Here is a 21,817-nt window from a genome sequence, read left to right on the forward strand (position 1 = left end):
AGCGTCGGAAATGCCTGCGGCGGCGTTCACCGCAGGCAGATTCATCTCACTCGATATCGGTTGAAGTGGCGGGTGAGCGTAAAGACTCCCGCAGTACACCGCCTATTTCATCATGGTTGGAAATAATGGAGTTATGGTTACAGGCCAAAGAGTGCACCTGTAAACGCTCGCAGGCGGAGGAGAGGCCGTTGTCTGCTATTGCCAGAAGTTCTTGCCCATACCCTTGATCGGTCAGGTTCAGATCCACAGCCTGCATGGCTTTAAACAACGTAACCTGTGCGTGCTGCAAAGGTGCGCTGATCTTTTCTTTATTCAGGGATAATTCCGTAGGCTCCGCGCACAACGCCCTGGCGGCAGCTTCCCCCTCAATGCCAAGCAATGCCAGCATGGCTGCCAACGCGCCAGGTTCACTGCGGGTCTGGTACGCGGTTTGATAGAACGTATCCAGCAAGAATATCTGGATGTCGCGAAAACCCAGGTGTTCAAGCTGCGTTGCCATTTCAAGCGCAATCAGTCCCCCCAGTGACCAGCCGAGAAGGCGCACGGGGCGAGCGGGTGAGAGCTTCATATGGCTGAGGTAATGCGACGCCAATTCACGTAATGAAGTGATGTGCGGTTGCATAAACAAATTGTAATTGTTGATGCCAAAGACGTTAAATGCCCCCTCCAGAGAGTTCGCGAGGTCCTGGTAAATATCGCAGCCGGTGACCGCCGGATGGATCATCCAGATAGTGTCAGTGCTGGCTGTTCGGTTAAGACGCCGTACCTGCTTAAAGTTAAAGCTGGTTTGATTCAGGCGCGCCAATAACTGTTGCAAGGGGGCCGGAGAAACCGGAGGTATGGGTTCGTATGAGCTCCCGGCAGTAAGAGCACGGGCCTGGGCGCGCAAGGTTGGGTGCGCGAACAGCGTCTTGATGCCCACCGGATATCCGCAGCGCTTCAGTTTTACCAATAGCTGGATGGCATGCAGTGAATGACCGCCTAGCTCAAAGAAATCATCGTCAAGACCGATCAGCGTGATGCCTAACAGCTCGCTCCATAATGATGCAAGCTGTTGCTCCAATGCGCTTTGGGGCGCTTGGTATTGCACGGAAAATGGTATGGACGAGGCCGGCGCTGGCAAGGCTTTGCGATCAAGTTTGCCGTTGGGAGAAAGTGGGAACGCTTCGAGCCTCACAAAGCTGGATGGCACCATATAATCCGGCAAGTGTTGTTGCAACTGATGCCGCCACTGCGCTGAATGCGATCCTGCATTCGGAGCTACAACATAAGCCACCAGGCGTTTTCCGCCGTGCCCATCCTCTCTTGCCAGTATGACGGCGTCTTCGATTCCTTCACATTGCCGTAGCTGCTGCTCGATTTCACCCAGCTCAATGCGAACCCCGTGGATTTTGACCTGGAAGTCGTTTCTGCCCAGGTATTCGATGTTGCCATCCGGTAGCCAGCGGGCAAGATCGCCCGTTTTATACAGGCGATCCTGAGGATCCGTGCTGAAAGGATCGAAAATAAAGCGTTCCGCGCTAAGCTCTGGACGGTTGAGATAGCCGCGGGCGACCTGAATACCGCCGATATGCAGTTCACCGGCGACACCGGGCGGCAGGGGTTGTAACTGATTATCCAGAATATAAAGCTGGGTATTGGCAATGGGTTTGCCGATGGGGACCCGCGCCCGTTCGTCATCAGGCTGGCACTGCCAGCTGGAGACATCTACTGCGGCCTCCGTCGGCCCGTAAAGGTTATGCAGTTCTGCATGTGGCAGTTGTTGCAGGCAACGTTGCACCGTGGCAAGCGGCAATGCTTCACCGCTACAAATGAGACGCCTTAACGAAGAACACTGCGCCATTTCGCCATGCCGCAAAAACAGTTGCAGCATTGAAGGCACGAAATGCAGCGTCGTGACATTGTGCTGCTCAATGCAGGCTCCCAGGTAGTCAGGATCCTGGTGGCCGCCAGGTTTGGCGATAGCCAGGCGGGCACCGACCATCAGCGGCCAGAAAAACTCCCAAACCGACACATCGAAGCTGAACGGCGTTTTCTGTAACACGACGTCATCGTGCGTCAGAGGATAAGCCTGCTGCATCCAGAGCAGGCGATTGATGACGCCCCGGTGTTCATTCATTACGCCTTTAGGTTTTCCGGTCGAGCCGGAGGTGTAAATCACATAGGCCAGGCTGCGCTGTGGATCACAGGCCAGAGGTGCAAGATTTTCTCTTGGCGCCTGCTGCCACAGATGGCTATCGCGTTGCAGGTGCAGGCGTGGTACGGCTATGCAATTAAGCGAATGCAGCGCGTGCTCGCCGGCATCGTCGATCAAGACGTATTTCGCGCCGCAATCCTGCAGCATATGGCTTAAGCGATCTTGCGGATAATCGGGGTCGAGTGGCACATAGGCCGCACCGGATTTCAAAATGGCATACAGGGCAATCACCATCTCCGGGCTGCGATTAATGCACACCGCGATGCGCTCATCAGGCTGCAAGCCTTGTTGGCGCAGAAACCCGGCAAGCTGGTTAGCCCGTTGGTTCAGCTGTTGGTAACTGATCTGCTGTTGTTCATAGCAAAGTGCCGGTGCGTTTGGCGTACGCAATACCTGTTGTTCTAAAAATTGATGAATGCCTTGCGGCATAGCCCAGGGCTGACGCGTATTATTCCATTGGTGGAAAATGCGCTGCCGCTCAATGGGCAGCAACAAGGGCAGTTGCCCCAGCGGCTGATTAGGATCGCCATCCAGCAGGGTATCTAGCATCTGCACTATGCGGGCGGCGATGCGCTCCCCTTCTTCGTGACTGAACCAGGCTTGGTTTAGATTGAACTCCAGCACAGGGTCGTCGCCAGGATGATAATGGCGCAGGTAGACACCCAGTGGTAGCTGTTCATAACCATGATGCATGTTCTCGACTTTAAACTGACTCCCTTCCAACTCGATGTCGGTAGGGAAGACCTCCAATGAAAAGCTGATATCAAATAGCTGACGCCTCCCTTGCTGATGCAGGTTCAGATGGCGGTTGAGTTCGGCGATAGGGAAACGTTGGTGGCGATAACATTTGCGTAGTTCACTGCCCACCTGCCGTAACAGGTGGGCAAAGGGCTGCTGCACGTCAATGTGGATATTGAGCGGGATCATGGAGGAGAACATCCCCAATGTCTGCTTATGGTCTGAAGTACTGCGGTTATGTACCGGAACCCCGAGGGTGAGACTGTCCACCTGCCAAATCCGGGCGAACCAACTGGCAAGCAGAGCTACCAGGAAGTGCATTGCCGATCCGCCCTGGTGAGCGGCATACTCCTCCAACTGGAGAAAACGCTCTCGTGGCAAACGCTTTACAATTTGGTTGCTGGGGTAGTTTTGCTGTTCACTGTAATTCTGCCGGCGTTCCAAAACAGAGGGCGGCGCAGCGGCAAAACGTTCCAGCCACCAGTCGCGGTCACGCTCATAGCGTGAAGATTGTAGATAGGCCCTGTCGCTAACGACGAAATCACGGTAGCGAGAGTTGCCGACAGCTCGTTTTTCTCCCGCTTTTAATTGCTTATAGCGATCCACGATCATACGGCTTAATAATGAGATAGATGTACCATCAGCGATGAGATGATGAGACGCCAATAACCATAACGTGGTTGAGTCGTCTATCTTGATTAAATGGCAGCGCCAGAGCAGGTCTTCATAGAGTTGGTAAGGTTGAAGAAACTTTTCACGCAGGTGGCTTTGCGCCTGTTCTATGGCATTGTCCTGCTGAGAGAAATCGTGGTAATGCAGCTCGATGTGTTTTTTGATGAATGGCCCCTGAATGACGCCTTGCGGCGTTTCCTCCAGAGTGGTTTGCAAAGCGTCGTGTTGCTGCTGTATGTGCTGAATGGCCTCCGTAAACAGAGGAAGAGAAATCTCCCGTTCCACGCGCCACAGGCAGCCTACGTTATAAAGAGGAATGTCGGGGTTTAATGTTTGGTCGAGCCACACGGCCTGTTGCACCGTCGTCAGGGAATAAGCGGACACGGAACTACCTCCATAAAAATATGAAAGAATCGACATTGAATAATATGTGTAGTCGGTAAGTGCCTATGTATTATAAAAGGTGATATTAAATTATCCTAATTCCATGTTAAATATTTTTAATATTTTAATTTAATAATATTATTTGTATTTATTTACTTTTTAATTGTTTTGGTTTTATTGTTTTTGTTCGATATTATTTTTTGGGATATTAATTACTTTGGTAGGTGTTTTTGCAGGAGGGGAATGAGCGTCTTTAGCGGTGTTTGTTCAGGTTTGTTTTTATTTTATCTGGTTTATATTATTGTTTTTATTGTGTTTTTTAACTTATCCATCTCCCTTTGTGAATGCGATTCATGCCATGGATGTTCAATCTTTTGTCTTTACGATGGTTACCGTGTTTTTTTAATGTCCCAAGTTTGGATATGATGAGTTAATCCTAAGTCAGCGAAGTATAACATCATTCTACAATGTTTCTTATGATATATTAATTAGTAATAAGGTACGGGGTTGTTCGATTGTTTTATCTCTTTTATGGAGTTTTCAGATTAAATGTTTTTTTTCATGACGGTTAAGTTAAATTAAGATGAATAGCAACAGGTCTAATGCCTTTACGTAATGCGGGTGTTATTGGGTAATTATTATGGCCCTCATTATCTGAGGGCTTTTTGCTACCGGGTTACTGCGGCGGTTCGGATCAGTTCAACCACCAGAGGCGACAGCTCATCACGCAACGCGGCACGTTCGGACTGGAACAGCGTAGCGGCGTAAAAACGGTGCCCCGGCAGCTCGATCGAACGTACGTCACCTTCGTGGTCATGGCTACTGATAATCAGCGGGTGTTGCTGCAGATCGGCAACGAACTCCGGGTTAACGCCGAAATTGCAGTGGTAACCTTCATGCGTTTCCAGCTTGCCGTAAGCGCGGGCGACCAGCGTGCCTGGCTGGAAAATAATGTCCCCGCTTTTTTCCACCAACGAACAGCTCAGCGGCGAGATAACCAACCGGCCGCCGGCGTCGGTTTCCGCATGTCCGGCATCGTGCCAGCCCATGACGTTACGAGCGTATTCCACAATCGCATACTGGAAGCCACCGCAGGATCCGAGGAAGGGAATATTCTGTTCGCGTGCATGGCGAATGGTCATAAAGACGCCATCGTCATGGTTGTACGGGCTGCCGGGTACCACCCAGATAGCATCATAATCTTGCAATACCGAGGTGTCGGTAAGAGTTTCTGTGGGCAGCCAGTGGGATTGAATATCGACGTTAAGGTGTGCGGCGGTGAGTTGGAGAGCGATGGGGATGGCTTGGTGAGATACGGCCTGGGGTTTGTAGTCACCGACCAGAGCAATGCGGACTTGAGTCTTCATCGTTTCCTTTTCCTGTGCGGGTAAAAAAAGAGATTACAGCAAAGCCGAAGAGCCAGCCGCAGGTTTTTTAAACGCAGCGCACAAAAAAGCCCGGCGTCTTGGCCGGGCTGGGAAACAGAATCTGGGCTCAGTACAGCGACGGTGCGCCGGTCGGCCGGGTTTTGAAGCGGCGATGCAGCCACATATATTGTTCCGGCGCGCGCATGATCTCTTTTTCCACCACTTTATTCATGTAGGTGGCTGCAGCGAGCTCATCGCCTATCGGGTAATCTTCCAGAGCAGGCTGGATCAACAGGTCATAGCCGCGGCCTTTCTCGCGGCGGATTAGTACCACCGGAACCAGCGCCGGCTTGGCCATGCGCGCCAGCATAAAGGTGCCGCTGGTGGTGGCGGCCTGATCGACGGCGAATAACGGCGCGAATACGCTGCCACGCGGGCCGTAGTCTTGATCCGGAGCGAACCAAACGGCCTCACCGCGTTTCAGGGCATGCACCATGCCGCGCAGGTCTTTGCGATCGAGCATGGCCTTGTTGGAGCGCATGCGGCCTTTGGTCTGTGCCCATTCCATCGCTTTATTGTTGTGTGGGCGGTACATCGCCATCATGGGCTGACACAGCCCCATAGCGCGGCCACCCAGCTCCAGCGACATAAAGTGCACGCCAATCACCAGCACGCCGCGCTCATTCTGCTGCGCCATTTTCAGGTGATTGATGCCGGAGACGTTGAACCAGCGTTTGACGCGCTTATCCGACCAAAACCAGGCCATGCCGGTTTCCAGCAGACCCATGCCGAGAGATTCGAAATTGCCGATGACTTTGCGCTCGCGTTGCGCCTCGTCCATATCCGGGAAGCACAGTTCCAGATTACGACGGGTGATGGAAACGCGGCGTTTCAGGAAACGCATCGAGGTGCGGCCCATCCATACGCCGAGCTTGTGCAGCAACGGGTAAGGCAGTTGAACCAGCAGGAACAGAATGCCCAGGCCGAACCAGGTAAACCAGTAGCGCGGGTGCAGCAGGGCCGAACGGAATTTTTGTGGACGCTTCATATCAACTCATTTATGCAGTAGGGGGCAGTAACCTGTAACGCATAAAGGATCCACTCGATTGCGATACGACTACTAAGACACCCAGACATCATTATGGTTTAGCCAGATTCCATAATTGACTAAATCTTTACACTCGAAGGGGCGGTTCGCGCTGCTGTCAGGCTTCGGAAGGATGGCTGTAGGCCAGCGAAGGCGGCTCCAGGAATGCGTATTGTATCACACAATACGGGCTACGAAGTAAGAGGGGCATGCGAATATTCTCATTCGCATTGCGGCGGGGTTTATTCGGCGCAAAGTTAAAGAAAAAGGCGCTTACCAAATGAGGTAAAAGCGCCTTTTTTCAATACGTTAACTGACTAGTATCAGTTCATGCCGTATGATGAGCTATGGCATAATGATGAATAATCCCATCTCATCTTCAATCACTCTGAATGATGGTTATATTGTTGTTTTTAATGTATTAATTTTTTGTTCTTTGCTCGTATTGTAACATGGTGAATCTATGGTTATCCTACCTGTAGTGTAATTATCGGTGTAACTATTAAAAAGGCTATGGCAGAAAACAAACTAACAGATGTGAAGTTGCGAGCCTTGCTTAAGGCAGAGATAAACAAGCCAACAACGTTAGCTGATGGGCTGGGACTGTCTATTCGTGTGACCCCATCGCAAAAAAAAACAGCCAAAGACGGTAAGCGAGAGGCCAATAATCTATTGTGGCTATTTCGTTATCGCAATTTACATAAAAGCCCAAACCCGCTCACACTGGTGCTTGGTCGTTATCCAGACTTGACCTTGTTGGCAGCCCGCGCACAACGTGAGCAGTGTCGACAATGGTTGGTGAACAACCTTGATCCAAAAGATCAGTACAAATTATCAGCCGCAGATACGTTAAGACCAATCACAGTAAGGGAGGCGCTTACATACTGGATTGATAATTATGCGAGGGACAATCGTGCCAATGTTGATAAACATATAGCGCAGCTCGAAAAGCATATCTATCCCCGTATTGGTTCTATGCCGCTCTCGCTGTGCCATAAAGGGGAATGGCTAGGGTGTTTTGACCAGATAAAAAAAACATCGCCTGTAGCCTCTGGATACATTTTCCAGATGTGTAAGCAAGCTCTCAAGTTTTGTCGGATTCGTGGTTATGCGGAAAGTCATGCCCTTGATGACCTGACGATCGCTTATGTTGGCGAAAAACAAAACCGAAAAGACCGGGTGTTAAACGATGATGAGTTATCGCAGTTATGGTCTGCGATATCTGGCGAGGTGTTCTTGCCCTACTACTCGCGGTTATTGCTGTTGTTAGTGGTATTTGGCTGTCGTTCTCAAGAGGTACGGCTCTCTGAGTGGTCGGAATGGGACTTACAGCGCTGGGTTTGGACTGTACCGAAAGAGCATAGCAAGGGAGGGATAAAGATTGTACGCCCGGTTCCTGAAGGAGTGCGACCATTTATTGAATGCTTGCATAAACAGTATAAAGAGAGTGGTTTTCTGCTCGGTGAGTCGAAAGACTCTAGCGCTGTTAGTCAAACCGGGAGATTAATATGGAAGCGTTTAAATCATGCTGATCCGTGGACTCTCCATGACATACGGCGTACGTTCGCGACCAAACTCAATGACCAAGGCGTGGCTCCCCATGTTGTCGAGCAGCTTTTAGGGCATGCATTACCCGGCATTATGGCTGTGTATAACCATAGCCAATATATGCCTGAAAAACTGACTGCGTTAAATGCATGGTACCGCAGCCTGAATTCATTGCACAAAATTTGAAAATATTTTTCCCAATTAAATCAATGAAATATTTTTTGATGATGATATGGCGTGATGTAGGATTATTTCTAATTAACCAATTGATTTTTATGTAAATTGCAGTCTGTTACGAGACGGTATACATTGAATCCACGCGTTCATCCAGCGCAAAAGAAAAACCCCCGGCAGTGCCGAGGGTTTAGAAAAGGCGGGGCCGGTTTGCTGTTTGGCGACATGAACCGAACCCCTTAAACCAAAACAGCCGGTTAGGGCAGTCATGGTGCGTTATTTGCGTAACGCGAGTTAATTCTAACTCACGCCTGACTTTTAATCAAAGCTCTGCCGGCCCTGTAGTAAGGGCTATAAAATGGAATTATTAACCACAAAGCAGGTTTGTGCTTTAACAACACTCTCACGTATGACTATCTGGCGATATGAGCAGTCAGGGCTATTCCCAGCCAGAATCCAGATTGGTATTCAACGTGTAGCATGGCGTAAATCTGACATTGAAGTGTGGATTGCCTCCCGATTGAACGTAGCACCCGCGACCAAGAAATAAGGCGGGGCTTATGAGGCAACCTAAACGATTTACCCTGCATCGAGCTATGCGGGAATACTCTTACCTTGTCGCGAAAACCAAGCAATCACGTCATCCCACGCTGAGCCAGTTAAATTCTCGTCGATTACAGGCTGCGCAGTATGTAATTGCCTTGGCGCTGATACAGGGTAAGGCTGATATTTGGCGCTGGCTGGCTGATGAAGCTGGCACCGCCCCTGCCGAAATTCCTTTTAGTTTCAGTACGACTGATGCATGGATGATGATGCTGGATATTCAGCACATCATCAGCTTTGGCGGTGAAGTATGAGCCGTTTTGCCGATTATGTGATGATGCGATTTCCTGACCCAGCAGCTACTTTGGTAGAATTTTTCTCTCAAATGCAGGAAGCTGCGGCTAGTGTAGGGGCCAGTATTGAGGTCATACCAATTCTAGATGGTGGACGCCATTATTTAGCCTCCCTGAACGGCCAACGGGATAAGCGACATTACTATAGGGCTGACTTGCACCATGATTCCGATGGCACAGTGTGGCCCTCAGTTACTTTTGGTACGTTTAAACACAGTGGTGCAACGGCATATTTCAAACCTCGTGATTTGGCTTGGCAATGTTGGGAATCCGATAGTAAAGGTATTCCAAAAGATATTGATGATACCCAAAGGCAAGGGTACAAGCGTGCTGCCGACAAGTTAAAGGCAGATGCCGAAATTGCTCGGCAAAAGCGCAATGCTAATATTGAGGAAGGGCGTGATGCTGCTACCGTGGCTGCAATTACAGCATGGGATGCCGCTGAACCTGCTAATACTCACCCCTATCTATCTGATAAGGCCGTTAGAGCATATGGTCTGCGTATAGCCACTGCTTCGAGTTGTGCGCGACTGTACAGCGATGAACAAGGGAAATGGTTAGATAAGGCTACTGTTGTCACTGCGGGAGACCTGCTTATCCCTGTGACCAATGTTGCTGGCAAAATAATTAACTTGCAACGTATCACCTCTACTGGTCAGAAGCGTTTTCTGATCGGTGGCCAGAAAAAAGGTGGCTTCTTCCGCATTCCCGGAGAAGGGATGGCTTTTTTAGTGGAAGGTTATGCAACGGGTGCAACTGTCCATGAAGCGACAGGAAAGGCAACAATCATTGCGTTTGATGCTGGTAATCTCAGCGAAGTTGCTTCATCCCTGAACGGCCAAATTTCTGCTGTGGCAGCGGATAACGATGCTAATAATGTAGGCCAATCCGGAGCGGAAGCCACAGCGTTGCCATATGTGATACCCCCAGAGGTTGGGAGTGACTGGAATGACTATGCAGCTCAATACGGCCTTGATACTGTCTGTAATTACCTTAATTCTATTGTAAAAAGCGGCGTTCCAGCCGTAATTGTGCCGGATGCAAAAACAGATGTTGATATTCACAATATGACACCTGTTCTAATGACATCTTGGCCCCATGTAAGCCATAACGGTCAACCGTTGAATACAATTCCAAATTTGCAACGGTTACTGGAAAACTATGAAATAACCGTAAGGTATAATGTCATCCGTAAGGATATTGATTATGTTTTTCCGGGGAAATGTGGGACAGCCGATAATCAGAATCAAGTTGCACTGAATACGATAACTAGCCTTTGTGCATTGAACCGCTTACCTAAAGCAGATGTTCCAGCCTATTTACTCAGTGTTGCCGATAGACATTTGGTTAACCCGGTTATGGATTTCATTACGGTTCAACCTTGGGATGGGCAGTCACGTTTTTCAGCATTGCTCAATACTATCGAAACCCGCAATGGATTTGATAGGGATCTGTGTGCGCTGCTTGTTCGCCGTTGGTTGATTTCTGCGGTTGCAGCAGCTGCTATGCCGTCAGGGTTTTGGTCAAAAGGTGTTCTTGTTTTTCAGGGGGAGCAATCGCTGGGGAAAACGGCATGGATTCGTTCACTGTTGCCACCTGAATTACGCGATTTAGTGAAGATTGACGCACAGATAGACCCTGACAACAAAGATACGATTATCAGTGCAGTTAGCCATTGGCTGGTAGAAATCGGCGAATTGGATGGAACATTGCGTAAAGCAGATATTGCTAAGTTGAAGGGATTTATTAGCAAAGATCGTGACCAGTTCCGCCGCCCATATGGTAGGGCAGAGGAAAAATTTCAGCGTCGAACAGTATTCTTTGCCAGCGTGAACCCTGAGCGTTTCCTTGCCGATGATACAGGTAATGTGCGCTGGTGGACGGTGCCAGTCACAGGCGTTAATTATGAGCATGATATTGATACGCAACAATTATGGGCCGAAGTCTATGAATGGTTCAAAGTCGGTGAGCGTTGGTGGCTGAATCGCGAAGAAGAGCGCTGCCTTGAAGCAATGAATGCTGACCACCAGCAGGTTGACCCGATGGAGGAAATGATTCTTGCACACTATGAGTGGGGATGTGACCGGATTGGTGCTTACAGGGAGAAAACAGCGACGGACGTGCTCAAGGAGATTGGCTACGACAAACCAAACAAGTCGCAGTCCACTCACGTCAGTAATGTTCTGCGCAGGCTGACAGGAGGAGAGCCAAGAAAAGCACGGTCGGGGCGGTTTTTTAATCTGCCTCCGAGGATTCTATTTTGAAATCAATTAATTAAATTTAATTATTTCTGGTGTTAGTTAATTTAACTCCCTGTGCGTGGGGAGTTTTTATTTCCCCCTCCCTTGATTATTATCTGTTTCTATTGTTATTTATATGTGAACGATACTAGTGGTTTTATGGCGCTTTAATCTTTGATGTTCAGTCACGACAAGTTTGTATAGCTTGTTAATTATTTAAATAAAAATAATATGGGTGAGCAATGACAGCAGAAATAGCAGTTTTTAACAAAAGTGCAGTAGCCTTAGCCGCTGACTCAGCGGTTACTATCACTGGTGATGGAACTCATAAAATATATAATGGCGCAGAAAAGCTTTTCACTTTATCAAAGTTTCATCCTGTAGGTGTTATGATCTATGGCAATGGTGATATTTGTGGTGCTCCGTGGGAATTGGCAATAAAAAGTTATCGCTCTGAGAATGGGACTAGATCTTTTAATTCATTAAAGGAATGGGCGGATAATTTCTTAAGTTTTATTTCCGAAAATGATTCAATTGTAACCGAAGGAATGCGTGAGAAGTATCTTTTTAATTTTCACTCGTCCATTATTCTCCCTGCATTGATTAATGATGTGGAAAAAAAAGCAGAGGCGCTTTCTACTGAGCGCGGTGAGATAATTAAAACTGCTGAGTTTTATGATTTATTTATAAAATATTGTACTGAATTTGTTACTACACTTGAAGGTGCGCCATATTTTGACGGTTTTGATGAGGATGATCTTCCTGAGGCAGCAGGGATTTCTGACCAATACGTCGATTTTCTTTGTACAGAACAATTACGTTTTGATGACGAAGTCATTCCTTTCGAGATAATCGAATTAATAAAAACCATTTTCACTTATACAACTTGCAAAAAAGCGCCTATAGGAAGCAGAAGTGGGATTGTTTTTGCTGGTTATGGTGATGGTGAATATTACCCGGTGGTCTTGTCATACGATATATTAGGTTTTCTTGGGCGTAAGGTGAGAACAATATTTAATACATCAAAAAGTTCGCTTGCCTCAGAAGCGAATATACTTCCTTATGCCCAAGACCAAGAGGTTCAACTGTTTCTACAAGGATGTTATGATGAATTTCTAGAGCATAATAGCGAAGTCCATGAATCCTGCCGTCAAGATATTAAGAATAACTTCAAGGAGATTTTAATTAAATATATATCTCCAGACGATGCTGAAAAGGAATTGGCTGTTCTTGATGGTTTAATTAATGATTGTGTTGAGTCAACTAATACTAAGATAAATAGTTTTATAAATACAAATTATATTCAGAAAGTAATAAGCATGCTAGGTTTTCTTCCCAAACAGGAACTTGCTTATATGGCAGAATCTTTGGTCAACCTCACAGCTTTTAAACGAAAGGTATCAAATGAGCATGAAACGGTTGGCGGGCCTATTGACGTTGCTATAATATCTAAAGCAGATGGTTTTATCTGGGTAAAGCGGAAACATTATTTTTCTCGCGAGCTTAATCACCATTTTTTTGTTAAACATCAACGAGATAGCTGAAAATGAGCGATATCCAAAAGAAGATACTAATAAGTCAGTTTAAGGCCAAATTTCTTAAGAACGAATCCCAAAAAAATCCTAGTTCGTTATTGTTAAGTCAAATTTACCAGAAAAATCAAAGAGCTGAATGAAATTTGATTGTTGTAATAAAAAAAGCCCACTACAAAGTGGGCTTTTTTGTTGTCTGACGGTGACCAAGGTGACCAAGGTGACCAAGGTGACCAAGGTGACCAAGGTGACTAAGTGTGACAAGCGAAAAAGAGTAGTTGGTCACACATTAACTGTTTGTATTTAATGATAAATATAGACTCTGTGACCAAGGTGACTAAGAAAAAAAGAAAAAGGGTAGGGCGTTATCAACCACTGTGTATATATCAGGACGCTTACCTGTCTATATAGAAACGTGGTCACCTTGGTCACGTTGAGTGATGTTTTTCTGATTTTTTATTTTATTTTCAATCAGATGCTAGTGTGGCAAGCGCGTGACTAACTTTGTCTGTTTGGTCACGCTTTGATGCTAGATGGGATTTATGGTGGCTTTCTTCCTGTAAGGCGGGGTTTTTAGATTGTGATTAGGTATACGACATTGCAGCATTGATGCGATATCAAACGAGAACGATTGTCATCGCCAAGAAAAAAGGTACTTCCGACGCCCCGACCGCCTGCGGGGGCATAACCACCGCGAAAAACGCGTTGTGAGTGGCGGTTGAAAATTGGCTTTATAGTTCTAGTGACTTTCGAACGGGAAAATGATTGTAAAAACCTCATGTTACGAGGTTCCCACCATTGCTGAGTGATAAAGTGATTACGTTGTGATACGTGATTTTATATTGAAAAATCAATAAATAACAAACTCCTACCTTTAAGTCTGTCCGGCCAGTTTCAAGTATTTCAATGAAGTACATGTGACAAACCCCAAGAAGAAACTGAGCCTCCTGCATGGTGAAATGCCTCCACTAAGCAAGTGGGCCGCGTAGCACATGTACGGCAAACCCAAAGAAGCATAGATAGATGCGGCCTGGCTTAATGACAAAACCAATCAATAACCGGACGTATTCAAATGAACGTATTATCGGAAATCATCCATGAAGCGCTCAACCATCAGGGCGGGTATGCCAGCGTTGATGGTAACGGCGATGTAACACGTTTTATCGAAGTAGCACCAGCAGGTGTGCGCTACCTGTCACTGAATGACGTGATGACGCCTAAATCAGGTTCGCAGTTCACCCTGAGCGGCTCTCTGGCTATTAATTCACTGGTTGTACGTGCAGGCGCAGAGGTTATCCGCATTCAACCAGTGGAGCAAAGCCCGGCGGGGGCAAGCATTACACTTAAACAACTAGAAGGTAAGTTTGTTACGGTTGAATCGGCTAACTTCAGCGCTGTGCCAGATGGAGTCGAAGTTACCGATTCTATCGCCCCTTACTTAGTAGCCGCTTACGATAGCACTACCGCTCCATGCTACGGCGTAGCTTTCAACCTGTCCCGAAAGCAACTCAAACATGAATTTGTTGACGACACCATAATGCGTGCTGTTAACACCGCAATTGAACTTGGTATTTCCAACCTGGCTGACTTCGTTCTGCTGAACCATCTGGAAGCTGAAGCCCAAACTATGAATGACATAACCTTCAAAGGTTTGGCAAAAGTCGCTGCTGCACGCGGCCTGCGTTGGGACGAGCTTCGCGCTCTGGCTGGTGGTGAATGCACTGGCCTTGAAGTCGACGGTACAGGCATCCTGCGTGCGTTCGGCGTTCGCGCTGAGCTATCTAAGAACACCAGCAAAACCATTATTGGTGCATTTAGCCGTACAGCTATCGGCATAGACGATGAAATCCGCATCATAGCTAAGCGTGAGAAGAATGGTTCAGTTCAGGTTGTCGTATGGGTGAATGCTCAAGCCCTAGTGCCTGATAACACCGCATTTTGGAAAGCATAATTATGGGATGGGGGAAAAAGAAAGTAGTGGCTGAACGGGCCGCTATACCGGATGAGATACTGGCGAGTATCGAGGGCGCGCAGTTTTACACCCGTAATGGTGGCAATGACGCACCACGCATAATTGTACAGCCGGAGGGGTTTGGTGGGTTCATTTTTAGTGATGACTCCGTAGACAAATGGCTCAAGCGCGCCTTCCCGGAGCTAACCCCACACCAGATGGAACGTGCAGCAAATTACTTGGCCTCACTGGTACGTTCGCATTTCCGGGAAAGCCGTAGAAGCCAAGGGAAAGCAAAAAATTGGGTAAATGGGTGGTGAGTATGAATGAACAACGTCAAGCAGTGTCGCTGCGCTTAGAGCAAGATCTGGTTCGCAGAGTTGAGCGTGAGCGCACTAAGTTAGAGCGTCGCACCGGCATCAGACCTTCAAGGACTCAAGTGATTGAAAAACTTTTGAATCAAGGGTTGCTACGCAGCAGCAAGTAAATAGTACGGGCTGGTCGCCCCGGCTCTCAGAACGCGACCAACTGCCAACAGCAAACCGGCTCTGCTGTGTAGTAAAACCGGCCCTTTTAAAAACAATCATTGTGGTGACATATGAACATTTACAAATCTATTTCCGATGAAGCTGAAAAGTTGGCAGCAGAAGCGAAAACCCTTGAAAAAATCGCCTCACGACAACAATTGTGTGTTGAAGTGGTCGAACTCTTGGCAAACGTGCGGCAGCGTTTAAACGTACTTACTCATATGAACGATGAAGCTAGTGCCGGTATGAAAGAAGAAGCAGATGCTGACGCTATCAAACGTAAGCCGAAGCGTACAATCCACACTATGAGTCAGGGAGAGCGCATTAAGCGTCGCCTAGTGAAGCGAGGTGCCATTTTAGTGCGAGGTTACATGTAAAATGGCTACTGAAACAACAAACGTTCATACCATGTTGTTGCTCACTATTAAGACTGCTGAATTGGTGGCTACAGAATCTAAAGCAGCTACCGATACTGAGATTTTAAGGGCAAGAATGCTCTTAACCGCATTAAGGCAGTTCGTTCCTGCCGCCTATCAGTTACGCAATGTTGACGTTTCGGCCTAACTCAAAGATAGCTGAAATTATGAATGCTTCTGAGGTTTGCATGCAACAATCACTATCACTGTGTGTACAGGAAATAGCTGACGTTATTGGGCGTGAACGTGCGCTCTACCTGATTGGTCAGTTACCCCGGATTCATATCGCGTCTCGTCAATACAATAAAGTCATCCTATACGTTCCTAAACGCCTAACACCAGAGCATGTCTTGATTAAAATTTTAGGCCGAGATGACGCTGATAAGTTGGTTAATGCTTTTGGCGGAGAAAACTTGCATCCCGGCAATTGTGAATATCTTTATCGTGATTTCCTGCATCGCACGATCAAACGAATGAGGGGGGAAGGGATGCGGACAAGGGATATTGCAGCGTTATTAGGCATGAGCGAGCGCAATGTTACTCGTCATAAGCTGTAGATAGGCTCTCTTTGCGGCTTGTACGGCTTGCAGGTGTGTTTTTTGACCCATAACGAAGGGAGGTTAACAAAGAAGATTACAGTGGTTTAGAGAGTGATCGAGGCCATTACAGAGATGTGCAAGCTAATGCCAGACAGCAAAACAATTTGTGTAACTATTGTGCCAACTAAAAAGAAAAAGGCGCTTACCAAATGAGGTAAAAGCGCCTTTTTTCAATACGTTAACTGACTAGTATCAGTTCATGCCGTATTTTTTCAATTTCTTACGCAGCGTACCACGGTTGATGCCCATCATCAGAGCAGCACGGGTTTGGTTGCCACGGGTGTATTGCATCACCATGTCCAACAGTGGCTGTTCAACTTCAGCCAAAACCAGCTCATACAAGTCATTAACGTCCTGACCATTCAGTTGAGCAAAATAGTTCTTCAGTGCTTGTTTAACCGAGTCACGCAGAGGCTTTTGAGTCACTTGATCCTGTGAGTTCACGGTAGAAACGGTCAGTACGTCAGAATTTACGCGTTGTTCGAACATAGTTCTGTCAGCTCTTTTTTGTTACGCAAGATTTTCGAAATATGCCTCCAACGCCTCCAGCTGTTCGCTGGCATCCTCTATGGCGTTGAATGTGCGCCGAAACTGGTCATTCGGGGCGTGTTCCTGGAGATACCAGGACACGTGCTTACGAGCAATCCGGAATCCCTTGCCTTGGCCATAAAAGCCGTGCAATTCCCGAATATGCCCTATCAACAAGCGCTTAACCTCGCCAAGCGGCAAAGGTGGCAGCAACTCCCCAGTGTCCAGATAATGCTGGATTTCCCGGAAGATCCAGGGTCTCCCCTGAGCAGCACGGCCTATCATCAGGGCATCGGCCCCGGTGTAGTCGAGCACTGCTCTGGCTTTATGCGGGTCAGTAATGTCGCCATTCGCGATAATCGGAATGGAAACACTCTGCTTAACTGCCCGAATGCTGTCGTACTCCGCGTTGCCGTTGAACAGGCAAGCACGGGTTCGGCCATGAATAGTCAGGGCCTGTATACCACAATCTTCGGCCAGTTGGGCAATCTCTACACAGTTACGGTGTTCTGGCGCCCAGCCGGTGCGAATCTTAAGCGTTACCGGCACATCCACTGCGTTAACCACCGCGTGGAGGATCTGTTTAACCAGATCCGGGTACTGCAGCAACGCAGACCCTGCAAGCTTCCGGTTCACTTTCTTGGCCGGGCATCCCATATTGATGTCGATGATCTGTGCACCGCTGGCCACGTTAATCCGCGCCGCGGCGGCCATATCATCGGGATCGCATCCGGCAATCTGCACGGAACGGATCCCTGGTTCATCGCTATGTACCATACGCAGACGCGACTTATCCGTCCGCCACACCTCCGGATTGGAGGAGAGCATTTCGGATACAGCCATCCCAGCACCCATTGCATGACATAGGGTTCTAAACGGGCGATCTGTAATGCCGGCCATAGGGGCCGCAATCAGGCAATTTGTAAGCTGGTGGTGTCCAATGCGCATAGACAAAGAGTAACCATACTGTGTCCGCAAGGGCGCGTATATTACGCATTTTTGCGTTGAGATGAAAGGCCAAACTTTGACCAATTCGCCGTTATCGGGCAAGGAAAAGGGTCTGCTTCAAGATTCATAAAAATATTGTATATATTTAACAATGAGTTGACTTGATTTGGCTGTTTTGTGCGCAATGAAATATTCCCGACACAACAGAATTTTATCTGTAATCAGTGCGGATTCCACTGGAGAACCGCAGCAATATACGGTGTTTATCAGGGTATTCCGTTGAGAATAGGCTGAATTACGCTGAACTTCCTTGCGCGGGGGCGGCTAAACAGGCGCTTGTGCACCGCCGGCGACCAAAACCGGCGGTAACCTGCTGATAGCCTTAGTCGACGATGACCCGGCCATTCAGCGGCTGTATCGGGCGGTTGTTCGCATGCCGGACTATGCCCTTGAATTGAGCAATCTGTTCGGTCGACGCGCTGACCGGTTTATCCAGCACCATCCAGCTCACCCCTTCGGAGCAGGGTGGCGTGGTCAGTGAACCGCTGAAGCGATAGAAGTTAAACTGCTTGGGCAGCAGGGCTTTGATATCCAGCGGAGTGTTCAATACAGCGGTTTGATCGACGGCGGTCGGTATCTGTTGCCAGGCCCTCGCCAGTTGCGCATTCGCTTTGCCTTGCTGGAACATCAATGCCAGAACCGCCAGTGCGCCGTCTTTGTCCTTATAAACAAAGTGGGCCTCCAGCGGGAACTGTTTGCCGTCAATTTCATTCTCGCTTGGGGCATGGAAGTGGAACTGTTGCAGCGTGAAGGCATTGTTATCCAGCACCAATGTATTGCCGCCGCTGACGTTGACCTGCAGGGTGTGACCGTTGTTGACGATTTGCTGTTTGCCTGGCTGGAACGCCAATTGCAGTTGGCCGTGGTGGGTTTTCAGGGCACCCTTGATATTGACCGGGGACTGGTTTTTACCGGTTTCGCACAACGAGAAGTCTGGAGAGAGCTTGCCCCAGTGCGCCGGATCTTCCTGGCCATCATAGCCCCAATGTGCCTGCTCAGCCGCAGTGACCGAAAAGCTGCCGACTAAAAGCGCAGCAATCAATAAGTGACCTTTCATGTTAACTCCCTTTAAAAACGACAGTGTGAGGTTTGCCTGAAGCGTCGCCTCTGTGGGCGCTGACGCCAGGGGGAGAGAATACACCTACTAATAGTATGTATAAATCAGTCAGGCTAGAGGGAAATAAAAAAATCCACCGGAAGGGGGGACTTCCGATGGATTCTTGCATGAAAGGACGGTGTGATTATTTACGCTGGCCGGTGATGCGGCACCATTCTTCGCGCTCTGCGACCGGATCGAGCGTGAATTTATCTTCATAGGCTTCCGCCACGCTTGCCGCCTGAGTGGCCAACACGCCGGACAGGCCCAGGTAGCCGCCGGACTTCGGCAGGCAGCCGATCAGCGGTGCCAGTTCGCGCAAGGGGCCGGCCAAAATGTTGGCGACCACCACGTCTGCCAGCAGGTCTGCCGGCTGGTCTTTCGGCAGATACAGTTCCAGACGCTCTGAAACGCCGTTACGCTGCGCATTGTCGCGGCTGGCCTGAATGGCCTGGGGATCGATATCGATGCCGATAGCGCGCTCTGCACCGAGCTTCAGTGCGGCAATCGCCAGAATGCCGGAACCGCAGCCGAAGTCGATAATGGTCTTACCGGTCAGATCGAGGCCATCCAGCCACTGCAGGCACAGCGCGGTGGTCGGGTGGGTGCCGGTACCAAACGCCAGGCCCGGGTCGAGCATCACGTTGACCGCGTTCGGATCGGGCACGTCGCGCCAGCTAGGGCAGATCCACAGGCGCTCGCCAAAGCGCATCGGATGGAAGTTGTCCATCCACTCGCGTTCCCAGTCCTTGTCTTCCAGTTGTTCAATCTTGTGGCGGAAACCGGTGCCCAGCAGCGGATGCTGTTCCAGTATCGCCACCACTTCGGCCATATCGGTTTCCGCGTCGTACAGCCCGATCACATCGGTATCGCCCCACAGCAGGGTTTCGCCCGGCAGCGGCTCGAACACCGGGTTGTCGTGGGTGTCCTGGAAGGTCACGGATACCGCGCCGCTTTCAACCAGCGCGTCGCTCAGGTCTTCCGCCTGGCTGCCGGTGGTGTTCAGTTTTAGTTGGATCCAAGGCATAGCTATTCTCTTTAAGAGGGTAATGATGACGCCACCCGGCGCTTTTCGCCGACGACGTTACCGATATAAAACGCCAGCAGGCTGAGCAACAACGAAGGCACGATAGGGTGCAACCCCGCCAACTGCAAATTGAAGCTGGCCAATAGCGTATAGCATACCGCACCCGTCACCATTGAGCTAAGCGCTCCCTGCGCGTTGGCGCGCTCCCAGTACAGCCCAAGCACCAGCGGCCACAGGAATACCGCCTCCAGGCCGCCAAACGCCAGCAGATTCAGCCAGATGATCATTTCCGGCGGTCGCCAGGCCGCCAGCAGCACCAGCAGGCCGAGGATCAACGTGGTCAGGCTGGAGAAACGCTTGATCAACCTTTCGTTCTGCATTTGCTGCGGGCGCACGCCAAGATAGAGATCTTTGACGATAGTGGCGGAAGATTGCAGCAGTTGGGCGTTAATCGTCGACATGATTGCCGCCATCGGTGCGGCCAGGAAAATGCCGGCGGCGTACGGCGGCAGCACGGTAATCATCAGCGTCGGGATCACCTGATCGGGGATCTTCAGGTCCGGCAACACCGCGCGGCCCAACGCGCCGGCCAGATGCATGCCGAACATCAGCACTGCCACCACCATGGTACCGAGGATAATGCCGCGATGTACCGCTTTGCTGTCTTTGTATGAGATGCAGCGCACCGCGGTATGCGGCAAGCCAATCACGCCAAAGCACACCAGGATCCAGAACGATGCCATAAAGGGCAGGCTGAGGATCTGCTCGCCGCCCTGCGGCGATACCAACGCCGGGTCGATCTGTTGCAACTTGTCCACGGCGCTGTGCAGGCCGCCGGCGGCGTGGATCACCGCAACCAGCAGCAGCACGGTGCCGATCAGCATGACCAGCCCTTGCATGGCGTCATTCAGCACGCTGGCGCGGAAGCCGCCAAAGGCGGTATACAGCGCGATGCTGATGCCGAAAATCAACAGGCCGGTGTCGTAAGGGATTCCGGCAGCGGTTTCCAGCAGGCGCGCGCCACCGATAAATTGCACCGTCATGGCACCCAGGAAAGCCACCAGCAGGCTGAGGCTGGCCAGCCATACCAACAGGCGGCTTTGATAACGGCCGTACAGCATGTCGTTCAGAGTGATGGCGTTGTAGCGGCGCGCCAGAATGGCGAACTTTTTGCCCAGCACCCCGAGCGACAGCCACACCGCAGGCAGTTGGATCATTGCCAGCAGCACCCAGCCAAGGCCGTATTTGTAGGCGGCGCCGGGGCCACCGATGAATGAACTGGCGCTGATATAAGTGGCGGTCAGCGTCATGGCCAGCACGAAGCCGCCCATTGACCGGTTACCGAGGAAATATTCGCTGAGGAAGTTGCCACTCTGACGCCGGCTGTAAGCATACACCGACAGCCCGAACACCAGCAGCAGGTAGGCGATCAACGGCAGGATCACTTCAGTTTGCATCGCCATCCTCCAGCGAAATATCGCGGAACACGCCGCGTACCATCAGCCAGCACAGGCCGATAAACAGCAGCGGTACCAGCAGGCATGCCATTTCGAACCAGTGCGGCAGGCCGGTGATGCCGGCATCGCTGTCCGGCAGATAGGCCGCCAGCGACCAGGCCAACAGGTAGAGCAGCGTCAGCCACAGCGCCCAGCGCGCTTCGCGATGTGCCTGAATAAAGCGTTTGTCCATCAGTGTCTCCCACAGGTTTAGGGTGAGGGATGTATCAAAGGTAGGGAATTCTACGGCATGCTATCGTTTTGCCAAGCCGTTACTGGCCTGAAACGAAAAAGAAAAAGGCCGGTGATTAACCGGCCTTCTGTCAGGCAATGC

Annotated in this window: 19 protein-coding genes; 10 read left to right on the plus strand and 9 right to left on the minus strand. The window is 49.6% G+C overall.

Features of this window, described 5'->3' with window-relative positions; translation table 11 throughout:
- Positions 1-46 precede the first annotated feature (46 nt).
- The 3 genes from QZQ97_RS18250 to lpxP all read right to left on the minus strand — a co-directional run bounded on the left by QZQ97_RS18250 (position 47) and on the right by lpxP (position 6,406).
- Positions 47-3,991 carry a non-ribosomal peptide synthetase gene (locus QZQ97_RS18250; RefSeq protein WP_311994611.1) on the minus strand — a complete coding sequence of 1,315 codons (3,945 nt, stop codon included), beginning with the start codon at positions 3,989-3,991 and terminating at the stop codon, positions 47-49.
- 668 nt (positions 3,992-4,659) lie between these two features.
- Entirely contained in the window at positions 4,660-5,358 is a 699-nt protein-coding gene (locus tag QZQ97_RS18255) for a CTP synthase C-terminal region-related (seleno)protein (RefSeq protein ID WP_311994612.1), read from the minus strand.
- A 127-nt stretch (positions 5,359-5,485) separates the two neighbouring features.
- Entirely contained in the window at positions 5,486-6,406 is a 921-nt protein-coding gene (gene lpxP / locus QZQ97_RS18260) for a kdo(2)-lipid IV(A) palmitoleoyltransferase (RefSeq protein ID WP_311994613.1), read from the minus strand.
- 552 nt (positions 6,407-6,958) lie between these two features.
- On the opposite strand from lpxP, the gene QZQ97_RS18265 reads away from it, so the two are divergent.
- The 10 genes from QZQ97_RS18265 to QZQ97_RS18310 all read left to right on the plus strand — a co-directional run bounded on the left by QZQ97_RS18265 (position 6,959) and on the right by QZQ97_RS18310 (position 16,286).
- Positions 6,959-8,179 (plus strand): tyrosine-type recombinase/integrase, encoded by a 1,221-nt coding sequence (locus tag QZQ97_RS18265; RefSeq protein WP_110621006.1) that lies wholly within the window; start codon positions 6,959-6,961, stop codon positions 8,177-8,179.
- A gap of 346 nt (positions 8,180-8,525) precedes the next feature.
- Positions 8,526-8,717, plus strand: a complete 192-nt coding sequence (locus QZQ97_RS18270; protein ID WP_071824747.1) for a helix-turn-helix transcriptional regulator — start codon at positions 8,526-8,528, stop codon at positions 8,715-8,717.
- A gap of 10 nt (positions 8,718-8,727) precedes the next feature.
- Positions 8,728-9,024 (plus strand): hypothetical protein, encoded by a 297-nt coding sequence (locus QZQ97_RS18275; RefSeq protein WP_110621010.1) that lies wholly within the window; start codon positions 8,728-8,730, stop codon positions 9,022-9,024.
- Positions 9,021-11,327: a VapE domain-containing protein gene (locus QZQ97_RS18280; protein WP_126171312.1), complete on the plus strand. Its 2,307-nt coding sequence runs from the start codon at positions 9,021-9,023 to the stop codon at positions 11,325-11,327. Before QZQ97_RS18275 ends, QZQ97_RS18280 begins: the two co-directional genes overlap by 4 nt.
- Positions 11,328-11,545: 218 nt before the next feature.
- Positions 11,546-12,847: a hypothetical protein gene (locus QZQ97_RS18285; RefSeq protein WP_126171311.1), complete on the plus strand. Its 1,302-nt coding sequence runs from the start codon at positions 11,546-11,548 to the stop codon at positions 12,845-12,847.
- 1,060 nt (positions 12,848-13,907) lie between these two features.
- Positions 13,908-14,786 (plus strand): hypothetical protein, encoded by an 879-nt coding sequence (locus QZQ97_RS18290; RefSeq protein ID WP_126171310.1) that lies wholly within the window; start codon positions 13,908-13,910, stop codon positions 14,784-14,786.
- A gap of 322 nt (positions 14,787-15,108) precedes the next feature.
- On the plus strand, positions 15,109-15,273 hold the full coding sequence (locus QZQ97_RS18295) for a hypothetical protein (RefSeq protein ID WP_165367314.1): 165 nt from the start codon (positions 15,109-15,111) through the stop codon (positions 15,271-15,273).
- A gap of 111 nt (positions 15,274-15,384) precedes the next feature.
- On the plus strand, positions 15,385-15,690 hold the full coding sequence (locus QZQ97_RS18300; protein ID WP_126171307.1) for a hypothetical protein: 306 nt from the start codon (positions 15,385-15,387) through the stop codon (positions 15,688-15,690).
- Between the two features lies 1 nt (position 15,691).
- Positions 15,692-15,877 carry a hypothetical protein gene (locus QZQ97_RS18305; RefSeq protein WP_126171306.1) on the plus strand — a complete coding sequence of 62 codons (186 nt, stop codon included), beginning with the start codon at positions 15,692-15,694 and terminating at the stop codon, positions 15,875-15,877.
- 40 nt (positions 15,878-15,917) lie between these two features.
- A complete protein-coding gene (locus tag QZQ97_RS18310) occupies positions 15,918-16,286 on the plus strand; it encodes a hypothetical protein (protein ID WP_311994614.1) in 369 nt (122 codons plus the stop codon).
- Positions 16,287-16,520: 234 nt separating this feature from the next.
- Here the strand turns inward: QZQ97_RS18310 and fis are convergent, their stop codons facing one another.
- The 6 genes from fis to QZQ97_RS18340 all read right to left on the minus strand — a co-directional run bounded on the left by fis (position 16,521) and on the right by QZQ97_RS18340 (position 21,676).
- Positions 16,521-16,817 carry a DNA-binding transcriptional regulator Fis gene (gene fis / locus QZQ97_RS18315; RefSeq protein ID WP_000462905.1) on the minus strand — a complete coding sequence of 99 codons (297 nt, stop codon included), beginning with the start codon at positions 16,815-16,817 and terminating at the stop codon, positions 16,521-16,523.
- A gap of 21 nt (positions 16,818-16,838) precedes the next feature.
- The gene (gene dusB, locus QZQ97_RS18320) at positions 16,839-17,804 is read right to left on the minus strand and encodes a tRNA dihydrouridine synthase DusB (RefSeq protein WP_037416196.1); all 966 of its coding nucleotides are present in this window, start codon (positions 17,802-17,804) and stop codon (positions 16,839-16,841) included.
- Positions 17,805-18,186: 382 nt separating this feature from the next.
- Positions 18,187-18,921 carry a carbonic anhydrase gene (locus QZQ97_RS18325; protein WP_311994615.1) on the minus strand — a complete coding sequence of 245 codons (735 nt, stop codon included), beginning with the start codon at positions 18,919-18,921 and terminating at the stop codon, positions 18,187-18,189.
- A gap of 184 nt (positions 18,922-19,105) precedes the next feature.
- A complete protein-coding gene (gene prmA, locus QZQ97_RS18330; protein WP_311994616.1) occupies positions 19,106-19,987 on the minus strand; it encodes a 50S ribosomal protein L11 methyltransferase in 882 nt (293 codons plus the stop codon).
- 11 nt (positions 19,988-19,998) lie between these two features.
- Entirely contained in the window at positions 19,999-21,444 is a 1,446-nt protein-coding gene (panF, locus tag QZQ97_RS18335) for a sodium/pantothenate symporter (RefSeq protein WP_311994617.1), read from the minus strand.
- A complete protein-coding gene (locus QZQ97_RS18340) occupies positions 21,434-21,676 on the minus strand; it encodes a YhdT family protein (protein ID WP_013814717.1) in 243 nt (80 codons plus the stop codon). The genes panF and QZQ97_RS18340 overlap by 11 nt, the downstream gene beginning before the upstream one ends.
- Between the last annotated feature and the right edge of the window lie 141 nt (positions 21,677-21,817).

Source organism: Serratia sp. root2, assembly GCF_031931805.1.
Classification (GTDB): Bacteria; Pseudomonadota; Gammaproteobacteria; order Enterobacterales; family Enterobacteriaceae; genus Serratia; species Serratia inhibens.